Source organism: Streptomonospora litoralis, from assembly GCF_004323735.1.
Classification (GTDB): Bacteria; Actinomycetota; Actinomycetes; order Streptosporangiales; family Streptosporangiaceae; genus Streptomonospora; species Streptomonospora litoralis.
On the sequence record NZ_CP036455.1, the window covers coordinates 806,917 to 819,233 of the forward strand.

The window sequence follows — 12,317 nt, forward strand, 5'->3', positions numbered from 1 at the left end:
TGATGGCTCGCAAGCCGGCCGCGCGGCGCGGCGGCGGACCCGATGAGCAGTCCGCCGAGGCGGACGGCTACGAGTTCGGCGACCCCCCGCGGCGCAGTCGGCGCCCCCGCGCCGGGACCGGCGGGCGCTGGTGGCTCTGGGTGGGCCGCGCCGTTCTCTGGGCGTTCATCCTCGTCGTCATCTTCAACGGCATCTGGATGCCGCTGCGCGACGGTCTCGCCGAGCCCTCGCCCGACGAGGAGCCCACCGCCGAGAAGCCGGCCTTCCCCGAGACCTCCGCGGCGGGATTCGCCGCGCGCTTCGCCCGCGTCTATCTGAACGCCTCCGGACTGCAGGGCGAGGAGCGCGCCGACGCGCTCGCGGGATTCGTGCCCGAGGGGCGCGCCGCCTCCTTCGCCGCCGAGGGGCAGTCGCTCACCGGTGACAACGTCGGTGTCGTCGGCGTCGACGTCCGTGACGACCACAACGCGATCGTCACACTCAGCGCCGACGTCGGCGGCTCGCCCATGAGCCTGGACGTCCCCGTCTACGCCGCCGGCGCCGACAGCTTCGTCGTGTCGGGGCCGCCGGCCCTGCTCGCAGCCCCCGGCCGCGCCCGGCTGCCCGAGCCGGAATCCGCCGAGACAGACGCCGCCGCCCGCGAAGAGCTGCTGCCCCGCCTGGAGCGCTTCTTCGGCGCCTATGCCGAAGACCCCGACTACATCTCCGACTTCGTCGAGCCGGGCGCCCGCATCGACCGGCTGCCGCCCGGAACCTTGGAGTTCGTCGAACTTGTGGACATCGCCGTACCCGCGGACGGTTCGGGGGACAATGATGGTCGCCGGGTCACGGCCGAAGTGGTGTGGCGGCCTGCCGGCGCAGACGAGACCGCATCCACCGAACTCACCCAAAGCTACGAGCTCACCGTCGTGAGGGACGGGGAGAACTGGTATGTGCGAGAGATCCATGGGGCACCGCAGTCGTTCGGCGAGTAGCCGCGACGGCGCCGTGCGGGGCCCGAGAACCGAGGAGACGAGGAACCATGCAGCGCAGATGTGAGACGCGAGGGGACGGCGACTGACATGCACCCCCTGCTTACGGGTCTCACCCACGTGGTCGTCGATGTCGCGGGCCCGCTTGCCCTCGCCGCGACCGAGGACGCTCCGGACACCTCCGGGCTGGCCGACTTCCTCCGCGGGTTCTTCGGCCCGCTGTTCCTGGTGATCGTCTCGGTCGTCGCCATCTTCTTCCTCTTCACCAGGGAGATCACCCGGTTCGCTCAGTTCATCATCCTGGCCATCTTCATCGGGATCGTGTTCTACGTGCCGGGGATCATCGAGGTGACCGCGCGGGCCATCGCCTCCGCGATGGGCGTGTCGACCGAGTAGGAGGCCACCGACGTGGACCTGCCCACGTACACCAACATCTGGCGTATCGAGAAAAAGCTCTACAAACTGTATGACTTCCGGCTGCCCCAGCCGGTCTCGGTCGTCTACATCGGTGTCGTCGTGGGCGTGGGCTTCGTCTGGGTGATGCTGCTGCGGCTGCTCGGGGTGCCGCTGCAGATGCCGCTGCACGTGGTCTACATCGTGCCGCCGTTCGTGATCGCCTTCCTGGCCACCCGGCCGGTCGTCGAGGGGAAGCGGCTCAGCGAGCTGATCGTGTCGCAGGTGCGGTTCCTCGCCGAACCCCGTGTCTACACTCGGCTGCGGCCCGAGCACGAGCGCGGTGCCGTCGAAGTGACGGTGCGTGTCTGGCACCGCCATCCGCAGGCCGGTCCGCTGCCGCAGATCAGCGGGGACGCTGTCGAGCACGAGCACGAGCACGAACGCGCCCGTCGGCCCGAGCGCGGCGAGGCGCCGCAGCACCGCCGGGAGCTTGAGCCGCGCAGGACGGCCGAGCAGGCGCCCTCCCTCGCCGAGGCGCTGCCCGCCGCTCCCGAGCGGCTGCCGGACGCCGGAGAACGGGAGCCGGAGCCGCTGTGGGACACCGGAGCGAGCGCACTCGGCGCCGCACCGGCCGCGCAGGAGCACGCAGCCCACCACGGATACTCCGAGGACGCACGCGGTCCGGTGGGGGAACCGCAGGAGCGGGTGCGCCCCCTCCGCGAATCGGACACGGCTGCGGAAGGCGGTCGGCGGCCCGAGCGCGACAAGAGGCCGGAGCCGCCGCCGCCGGCGGCCGATTCCGCGGACGAGGTCGGCGCCGAACCCGACCCGGCGATGGAGGCGGACGAATGGGTGCGCCCGTTCCGTGCATCGGAGGCGGACGCGGTCGCGGAAAACGGTCGGCGGGCCGAGTCGGACATGGAGCCTGAAGCGCCGTCTCCGTCGCCGGAGGGCGGCGACCCGTGGGCGGCCGAGTCCGCGCAGCCGTCGGGCACGGGGCGCGAACCGGCCGAAGCGCACGCCGCCGCCCGCCCGGAGCCGCCGACCGAAGCCGAGCCGCCCGACCTCCGCCGGGAGTGGGAGTGGGACTACGGTCGCGACCGCGACGTCCCGCGGCGCGGCGTCGGCCTGAAGATCCTCAACTACTTCGGGTTCGCCCTCGACAAGGCCCCCCAGCACCAAGAGCCGCCCGAGCAGCGGGAACCCGAGCCGGAGCCCGGCGGCCGCAGTCGCTCGGCACGCTACCGCGGCCCCGATTCCGGGCCGATCCCCGGTGCGGCGCGCACGCCGGGCCAGCTCGCCGACCGCCTGGCGGCGGCCGAGGTCGAGGCCGGGGGTGCGCCGGGACCCGACGACGCCGATGTCCGCCCCCGCGAGGTGGCGCAGGCGGCCCCACCCGCTGCGGAGCAGTCGCCACTGCGGCACGGGGAACCGCAGCGCGCGGCGGCCGAGCCGGCATCCGCCGAGCCCCCGTTCGCCGCTGGGGCCACGGCCCGCAGCCGCGCCGAGGAGATGATGTCGGCGCCGCTCCCAGCCCAGGCACAGCCCCGTTCCCACGCCCTGCCGGAGGAGGAGCCCGCTCCCGCCGAGCCGCGGGAAGAGCCCGCTGCGCCCGCCTCGGCCCCGCAGCAGAAGGACGCTGCGCCCCCCGAACCGACCGGGCCGACCGGGTCGGGCGGTGGTGCTCAGCGCCGACTCCGCGGACGCGTCCAGGGCAGGCAGGTGGCCCGTCGACTGGAGCGCGAGCGTTCGGTCGAGGACGTGCCGGATGAGGCCACAGAATCCGCCGCACCCGGTGCCGGAACCGGCGACCCCGACCGAGTCCGCGAGCGCGCACGCGCCCCGCAGCCGCCCGAGCCCGCACACGGTTCCGGTCGGCCGACCGGCCGCCCGTCGCTGCGCGAGCGCCGCGCCCAGCGCCGACCGCACGCCGCGCCGTGGGACCTGCCTACGCCGCTGGATCGCGCGGAATCCGCCGAGTCCGGCAGTGGAGCCGAGCGTTCGGGTGCCGCGGCGCCCGGTGTCGAAAGCATGCCTGCGCACGGCCACGGCACGGTCCGGCCGACCGATCCCGAAGCGGCTCCGGAGCCCCCGGCGCCTGATTCGCGATCCACCGAAGCACCCTCGGACGGGCCCTGGGCGGCGGACAAGCCCGAACTGCAGTTGGACCACGGCACGGGCGAGCACGAAAGCATGTCCGACGCCGCGCGCGCCGCTCGGCCGCCGATGGGCGGCGACGTCGGCTCCGCCCCCCGGGATCACGCCGAAGAAGCGCGCCCTGCGGCGGCCGACGCCTGCTTCGCCGGCGAGGACGCACAGCGCCGTACGGGGGAAGCCGCCCGTGGCGAGGGTGCGGAACAGCTGCCCGAGTCGGCCTCCCGCACTTCGGCGGAATCCGAGCATGGAGCGGGGAAGCCGCCGCTGCAGCTCGATCACGGCACCGGTGAGCACGAAAGCATGTCCGAGGTCGTGCGCGTGTTCTCCGCACCGCCGGGAAGCCGGACCGAACGGACCGGGCACCGGGAATCCGCGGACGCGGCGCCGGGCGCAGCCGCCCCGGTGGACGGAGCGGCCCAGGGCACCCCCGCCCCGGCCCCCGCTGGACCGGGCGCACCCGAGGACTCCGTCGACGGCGCGGCAACGGCCGCCGACGACCGGTCGGCGCAGGACCGGACCCCCGCTGATGCCGCATCCGCGCCCGCCGACCAAGCCGACGCGGCCGCCTCGCCCGCCAGCGCGGCTCCGGTGCCCGCCGAGTCCGCCGCGGACGGCGGCGCCGAAACCGCTCCCGGCGACCACGACGACCAGGATCGCCGCCCGGAGCCGGGCGGCGGCACGGTCGGCGGCGCTGCCCACGAGGCCGCCGCTGCGAACGCCGCGGAGCCCGCGCAGGAGCGAGAGGACGGGCAAGCCGGGCAGCAGTCCGCACCCGAGCGCGAAGACGCGCGCCGCGGCCCGGACGATCGCTTGGCGGTCCTGGACAAGTACCTGAGCCACGCCGACACCCCGCCCCCGCCGCAACCGCGCTTCGCCGAGGCGGGCGGCGAGGCACCGCGCCGCCCGGTGGCCTGGTTCACCGACACTCCCGCTGCTGACGGCTCCGCGGACGCGTCGGGCGGCGACTCCAGGGAACCGCAGCGCTCGGAGGGGGACGAGGACCGCGGCCGCCGCCGGGACGACTCCGACGGCGAGCACGGTGCCGCGGCGGTCTCGTCGCGGGGGCAGCAACCAGCGGAGACGGCTCTCTGGCCGGGGCGGCACGATTCCTTCGCCCCCCAGCCGCCCCGCGACAAGGGCGCCGCCGCTGAGCATGGCGGGAAGCCCCCGGCAGGGGGCGCCGAAAGCGATGCCGTGCCCGGCGGAGACGGCCACACCGCCGCCGCGGAAACCGGGCGGACCGACGGCGCCCGTGCCTCCGACGCTCCACGCGGCCCGGCTGCGCACGTGCGGACCGATGAGTCCGCCACCCCTCGCTCGGAGGGCTCGGACGCCGCCTCTTTCGACGCCGACCGGCCGCCGGAAGCCGAGAGCCCCCGCCGCGGCGCGGCCCCCGCGGAAGAATCGCACGAGCGCGCCGAATCCGATGCGAGCCAGGTGCAGCCCGCTTCCGCAGTTGACGCGGCAGGCACCGGGACGGATGGTCGGCCCGGTCCGGTCGAGGAGGCCCGTGGCGGCGCTGCTGCGCCGTCCGGGGGTGCAGGAGTCCGTGCCGCGGGCGACGCGGCGTCGGCGGCCGAGGTGGGGGCGGATTCCGGTGCCGAGGGCATCGGGGACGGTGCCGCTGCTGGGGTGCCTTCGACGGATGCCGCGGGTGAGCGAGCGGATCAGGGCGCCGCTGTTTTCGCAGTTGACGCGGCAGACACCGGGATGGGCAGTGGGCCCGGTGCGGTCGAGGAGGGCCGCGGTGCCGTAGGAGACCGTGCCGCGGGTGAGGCGGCACCTCCGACCGACGCGGGGGCGGGTTCCGGCGACGACGGCACCCGGGGCGATGCCGCCGCCGCTGTACCGGAGTTCGGGCAGGAGGCGCCAGCCGAGGCGGCGCGGGCCGACCTCGCGCCCTCGCTGGTGGTGCCCGGTAAGCCGCCGCTGGAGTTGGACCACGGCACCGGCGAGCACGAGTCCTTCGGCCACGTCGACGCCCCGGCGCGCCGCACGTCGGCCGCGGATCTGGAGGCGGCCGAGGCGGCCGCCATCCGCGCGCGCCGCAACCGGATATCCGGCGCCGCGGCAGCGGTCGAGACCGACCACGGCGCCGGCCCCGGTAGCGCCCAAGCGGCCGGAGCCGCCGAAGACGAGCCCGCCGACTCCGGCGCCGAGGCGGCGGGTACCGCCGAGGACGCGGACCGCTCGGACGACCACTCGGACCGGCTCTCCCGAACGATCCGCGCCAACCCCGGAGCTCCCCAGGAACCGGCCGTGGCGCCGTGGGCCGAAGGCGGCGCGGACGCGCCCGCGGTGGGAAGTCTCGGCCCAGCGGCCGCCGACCACGCCGAATACCACGCCGACACCCCCGCAGACGAGCGGTCGGCGCCCAGCGCACCGGCGGCGGACATCGACGACGGGGTCTTCGCCCGTGTCGCGCAGAACGCCCGCCGCATCAGCCACCTCTTCGGGCAGACGCCACCGGGCACCCCACCCGAGAACGCCCCGCGCGACGGGGGGACCGAAGAGGGCGACGTACCCGCCGCGCCGCCCGCTCCACAAGCGGGCGGGCATCCCGTCCAACGCCACGAGCCCTCTCCCCACGGCGAGGCCGCGGCCGCAGAACCCGCTGCGGACACCGAGAAACCCGAACTGCAACTCGACCACGGCACCGGTGAGCAGCAGGGCCTCGGCGGCCCCTCCGGCAGCGCGCCCGCCCAGCGTGAAGGCCGCCCCGCGTCCCCCGCCTCCGCGGCGCAAGCCACCGAATCCGGGGGCACCCGCGGTTGGCGGCGCCTCGCCCGCGTGGTCACCGGCGGCTCCCCGGCCGCCGCGAAGACCGACCTCCCCGCCGGCGACATCGAGCGGCTGCGCACCCCGCTGCAGAGCCCGCGCAACGTGGTCGTGCTGGGTTGCACCGGGGGAGCGGGCCAGACCGTCACCACGCTCATGCTCGGACACACCCTCGCCGCACACCGCGACGAGCGCGTCGTCGCGGTCGACGTCAACCCCGGCGGCGGCGGACTGTCCCGGCGCATCCGCACCGAGACCCCGGAGACCCTGACCTCGCTGCTGGCCAACGCCGACGCCGTGCACAGCTACGCCGGCCTGCGCCGCTACACCTCGCGCACCCCCACCGGCCTGGAGGTCGTCGCCACACTCGACGACCCCTACGTGCAGACCCTCGACGACCGCGACTACGCGGGCCTCGCCGGGCTGCTGGAGCGCCACTACGAGGTCACCGTGCTCGACCCGGCCGCCACCGGCGTCGCGCGGGCGCTCCCGGTGGCCGACGGCATGGTCCTGGTCGCGCCCGCCAGCGAGGACGCCGCACGTGCCGTCGCCATGACCTTCGAATGGCTCGACGGCCACGGATACGCGGCGCTGCGCTCCACAGCGGTCGTGGTGATCAACGGGGTCAGCAAGCGCAGCCTGGCCGACGTCGACGCGGCGGAGCAGGTGGCGCGCGGACGGTGCCGGGCGATCGTGCGCGTGCCGTGGGACGACCACCTGGCCGCGGGCAAGTCGGTCGACGTCGCCGCGCTGCGTTCCACCACCCGCCGCGCCCACGCCGCCCTGGGCGGCGTGCTGATGCACGGACTGGACGCCTCCGCCCCGGCGCAGGCGCCCGCGCCCGGCCAAGGGCGGAGCCGGGAGCCGGAGGCCCGCCGATGACGGCCCGCGGCCCGTGGCCGCAGGCGGGCGGCGGCCGAGACGAGACGACGACGCACACCAAAGGGGAGGCCCCTCGATGAACGGCAGCAGGAGCGCCAGCCGCCTCTCGGTCCGCTACTTCGACGACCGCATCCTGCTCAGCGACGCCGACGCCTGGGCCTACTTCCGGCTTCCCACGGTCTCTTACGAGTTCGCCACGCCCGACGAGCGCGAAGCCCTCGCCACCAACATCACCATCGCGCTCGCGGCGATCCGGATGCACGACGCCGAAGTGCACCTGCGCGTCGCCCACCGCACCTACCCCGCCGCCGACTGGGCCACCCGGCTCGACGCGACCTCCGACTCCGGCCCCGGCTGGTTCGACTACCTCGACGAGATGTACCGCCACGTGTGGGCTAAGGACTTCTGGACCAAGGAGATCTACCTCGGCGTCCGGCTAGGCCAGCGCGGCGGCGTGAAAGGCCAGTTTTCCCAGGGCATGTTCGGCCAGTTGGTGAACGCCTACCAGCGCACCGAGCAGGTGCTCGGCATGGAGGACGACGCCACCGACGACAAGGAGATCGCCCGCTGGAGCGAGCAGGCCGAGCGCCTCGGGCGTGCGCTGTCCGCCAGCTCGCTGCACGCCCGCCACGCCACCTCCGACGAGATCGCCTGGCTCGTCCGGCACGCGGTCACCGGCACCATCGAGGAGTCGCGCCGATCGGCCGCGGGCCGCCGGTCGTGGGGGAAAGGGGAGATCGAGCAGCTGGTGGAGGGCGTGATCCACAACGGGCGCTCCATGCTGCGGCTGGACCAGCCCACCGGCTCCACCTACGTCGCCTACCTCTCGTTCTCCCGGTTTCCCGACCTGATGCCCTTCCCCGACGGGGAGCCGTGGCTGCACTATGCCGACGGGCTGCCGTTCCCGGTGGAGATCTCGCTGCGCATGAAGCTGATCCCGCCCGCGAAGGCGAGCAAGGACGTCGGCCGCAAACTCGCCCATGCCCGCGACATGGACGCCCACATCCGCGAGGCCGGGGTGCCCGCGCCGATCGCACTGGCCGAGCAGATCGACGCGGCGCGCATGCTGGAGCACGGCATCACCAAGGAGCGGCTGCCGTTCGTCTACGGCTGGCACCGGCTCATGGTCTCGGCGCCCGCGGAGGACCTGCTCGTGCAGCGGGTGGAGGCGGTCGTCGAGCACTACCGCGACATCGGCATCGACGTCGTCAACTCCACCGGCGACCAGTTCTCGCTGTTCTCCGAGTCGCTGCCGGGCGATCGGATCCGGCTGAACGCCTACCCCCAGCGCCAGCCGCTGCGCACGATCGCCGGCGGGATGCCCACGGCCACCATCGACCTGGGAGACCGCCGCGACTCCTCCGGCGCGGGGTGGACCGGGCCCTACATCGGCGAGACCATCGGGCGGGCGCGCTCCGTCGTGCACTTCGACCCGATGGTGGCGGCGGCGCGCAACCGGCCGACGGCGATCGCGATCACCGGCGAACCCGGCGGCGGCAAGACCACGCTCGCGCTCCTGCTGATTCACCAACTCGCGCTGCGCGGTGTCACCGTGGCGGCCATCGACCCCAAGGGCGACGCGGAGTCGCTGGTGCAGCTGCTGCAGCGGCGGGGGCGCAAGGCGCGGATCATGTCGATGGCCTCGGCCGAGCCCGGCCTGCTGGACCCGTTCTCCTTCGGCGACGACCTCTCCGCGCAGAAGACCATGGCCACCGAGACGCTGCGGCTGCTGCTGCCCAGAATGAGCGAGGAGCGGGAGTCGGCGATGATCCAGGCCGTCGCTGCCGTCGCGAACCAACCGCGGCCCAGCCTGGCCAAGGTCGTCGTCCACCTGGAGGAATCCGAGGACCCCGCGTCGCGGAACCTGGGCGCGGTGCTGCGCTCGATGTCGGAGATGCGGCTGGCGGGCCTGTGCTTCGACCCCCAGGGCGATACCCAGATCGACACCGAGGGCTGGACCACGGTGTTCACCCTCGGCGGCCTCACGCTGCCCGACTCGGCGATTCAGCGCGACGACTACTCCTACGAGCAGCGGCTGAGCGTCGCCCTGCTCTACCTGGTCAGCCAATTCGCGCGGCGGTTGATGAACGGCATCGACCGCCACCTGCCCAAAGCCATCTTCCTGGACGAGGCGTGGGCGGTGACCTCCACACCGGAGGGCGCCAAGCTCGTGCCCGAGGTGTCGCGGATGGGACGCTCCCGCAACACCGCACTCATCCTTGTCAGCCAGAACGCCGGCGACCTCCTCAACGAGCAAGTCACCAACTGTCTGTCCAGCGTATTCGCCTTCCGTTCGAGCGAACGGCACGAGGTGGAGAGCGTCATGTCGCTGCTGGGTGTGGACTCCTCGGAGGACCACCAGGCGATGCTCCGCAACCTCGGGAACGGTGAGTGCATCTTCCGCGACCTCGACGGCCGCGCTGGACGGGTCGCCGTGGACCTGGTGTCCGAGGAGCTACTGGAGTGGCTGGACACCAACCCCACACGGCAACGGCCGGACACTGACGCCGACGCTGACACTGACACTGACACCGCCGAAGGCGTCGACGGCGCAGGCACCGGTGCCCTGGTTGGAACGGGCGGCACCGGCGGTACCAGGAGGATGGGGCAGGATCAGTGACCAACACCGCGACGCAGACCGCCGCGCTCGGCCACGAGGACGACTCGAAGGGCTCGGGGGGCTCAGAGGGCTCCGAGGCTGAGGCTTCGGAGAACACGAAACCCTCACCGAGTTCGAGGTGGCTGCAGAGCCGAACGGCTCGCCGACGCCACCGCGGGCGCTTCAAGCGCAACCTGGTGATGGCCGTGCTGATGCTGGCCTTCTTGATGACGCCGCTCGGCGGCGCACAGGCGGCCCCGGTCTGCGAGGGAGAGCCCGCTCCGCAGCCGGAGGCCGCGGGCAGCGGGGCGGACGGGTTGTTGGTGCCGCCGCAGGCCGCCGAGACCGCTGCGCAATCCCCGGACGGTCTACCGCCGGATTCCAGTCTCTACGGGCAGTATGGAACGGCCGGGCAGCAGTGGCATGTGATCCGTGAGTCCTGCGTCGACAAGATGGGGTCGGCGGCTATAGCGACATTGAGCAATACCGCTTGGAACCTGTCGAAAACTATTAATCAGTCGACGATCACGGTTTATCAGGCTGCGACCGCTGACGGTCTTCTCGCTAGTTTCAATACGCTGGTGGAAGACGTCATCATGCAGCTTCGAGAAGGAATCTGGCGTCCACTGCTACCGACGGTTATCATACTCGGCGCAGTCTGGCTGGGATGGTACGGTCTCATTCGAAAGCGCGTGACACTGACCATCGAGAGCGCAATCTGGATGGTTTTGGCGACAGCCTTGGGGATCTGGATTCTCGTTAACCCGGGGCAGATCCTCGGGTATGCGGGGACGATCGTCAATTCCGGTGGCCAGTTGGTGAATTCGGCAGTATCGAGAGTTGCTGTTCCGAGTGGCGGAACCGTATGCCCTGCAACCGCTCCAGAGATGCAGAAGGCGGAATGGGAAAGTCAGAGTGACTTCGCGGTCCGAAAGAATGCCCAGATGCTTTGGTCGGGCTTGGTTTGCCGCCCTTGGATCGCGGGCGAATTCGGGAGCGGACTCGCTGCTGACACGGCTGCTGAGCAGTACGCCATGCCTCTTCTTCAAGCTCAAGCAATTAGCCGCGCAGAGCAGCAGGCTATCGAGAACGGTGAAGTGGAGGCGACGGAACTCGTCTCGGAGAAGCAGGAGTCTTACGAGGAGATCGCGAATTCTATCGAAAGCACTTACCCTGAAGTCTATCCCCTTTTCGAAGGTGAGTTGCAGGGGAATCGGCTTGGCGTAGCGACGCTTGCATTGTTCGCTTCCCTGTTTGCAGGTGGTTTGATTCTCGCGGCTTCAGTGGCGCTTATCGTGCTAAAGATCGGATTTCTCCTTCTGTTGTTGCTGTCTCCCATATTTCTCCTGATTGGTGTTCATCCGGGGTATGGGAGAACAGTCCTGCTTCGCTGGTTCGAAATGCTTCTTGGTCTGCTTCTCAAGCAGATTTTCGTAATGCTTCTTGTGTCCCTGCTGGTCATTTGTTACGGCCTGGTCATGATGACTGATCTCGGGTGGGGCCTGCAAATGATTCTGCTCGCCCTGTTCACCGTTGCCCTGTTCATCTATCGCAAGCCCTTCGCTCATCTTTTCCAGTCGGTCAATGCGAATACATTCACCTCCCGCATGGTCGGCGACGCTGTATCGAGCAGTGCCCTTAGCCGAAGCGCGAATGTGCTCCCCCCAGTCGCCTACATGCGGGCCCAGAAGTGGGGACTCAAGCGCAGTCCGCAGCTCGCTGCGGCGGCAGGTGCCGTGCCCGGGACGGGCGGGGCTGCCGGCGCTGCCGCCGACGCAGCCGAAAGTCAGCGAGGAGTGTCTCCTGGTGAAGGCGCCGGCAGCGACGGGGCACGGGCCCACGGCGCTGCCGACCGTGCCAGGGCAAGCGCAGGTTACGGTCGTGTTCGTGGCAACTCGGGGCCTCCGCCCCTCCGGCTCGGTGATGATGATCAGCAGAATGGCCGAGATCGTGCCGCCCAACGCGGCTCCACTGCGCGGAGCCGTCCGTCTTCACAGGCCCCGCGGCTCAGCGAGGCCGCTTCCGCGGGCCTGGGAGGAGGGGGCGCCCGTTCTGCAACCGACTCATCGGGCGGTCCTGGCAGCATTCCGCCCCGACCCTCGGGCGGTTACACCGGCACTGGCGACACCGGCTGGGCATCGGTGTTCGGCCCCGGGGGCGGCGGCGAGCGGAGCCAGGCGCCGCAGCGTGGTCCCGCCGACCAGGCGCCGGCCGCCGAAAGCTCCGGCCGGGCGGATCCGAACACCGGAACCGGGATCTTCCGCGGACGGTCGGCGACTCCGCCGCAGGGAAACGTCAACCGGAACTCCCGCTGGGGCGGTCCGCGCGCCAAGCGGGAACGCAACGCACCGCCGCCGCGGCAGCAGCCGCGACCGGCGCCGTCGAGCGAGTCCCGAGAAGGAGGCAGTTGGGTTTCGGGTTCTCGCGACAACAAGAACGATGCCCCGATCAGCCCGTTCTGGACCGGAGCCGAGGCGCAGCGGCGCCGCGACACGGGGCGCGACGTCCCCTTCTGGCTGCGGGACGAGGACTGA

At 72.0% G+C, this 12,317-nt stretch carries 5 protein-coding genes; all 5 read left to right on the forward strand.

Annotation, left to right across the window (positions count from 1 at the left end):
* Window positions 1-2 precede the first annotated feature (2 nt).
* Window positions 3-974, forward strand: a complete 972-nt coding sequence (locus tag EKD16_RS03510; protein ID WP_131097070.1) for a conjugal transfer protein — start codon at window positions 3-5, stop codon at window positions 972-974.
* Between the two features lie 87 nt (window positions 975-1,061).
* Window positions 1,062-1,367 (forward strand): hypothetical protein, encoded by a 306-nt coding sequence (locus EKD16_RS03515; protein WP_242677218.1) that lies wholly within the window; start codon window positions 1,062-1,064, stop codon window positions 1,365-1,367.
* Window positions 1,368-1,379: 12 nt separating this feature from the next.
* Window positions 1,380-7,184 carry a conjugal transfer protein gene (locus EKD16_RS03520; RefSeq protein ID WP_131097072.1) on the forward strand — a complete coding sequence of 1,935 codons (5,805 nt, stop codon included), beginning with the start codon at window positions 1,380-1,382 and terminating at the stop codon, window positions 7,182-7,184.
* Between the two features lie 76 nt (window positions 7,185-7,260).
* Window positions 7,261-9,804 (forward strand): ATP-binding protein, encoded by a 2,544-nt coding sequence (locus EKD16_RS03525; protein WP_131097073.1) that lies wholly within the window; start codon window positions 7,261-7,263, stop codon window positions 9,802-9,804.
* 179 nt (window positions 9,805-9,983) lie between these two features.
* Window positions 9,984-12,317 (forward strand): type IV secretion system protein, encoded by a 2,334-nt coding sequence (locus EKD16_RS03530; RefSeq protein WP_131097074.1) that lies wholly within the window; start codon window positions 9,984-9,986, stop codon window positions 12,315-12,317.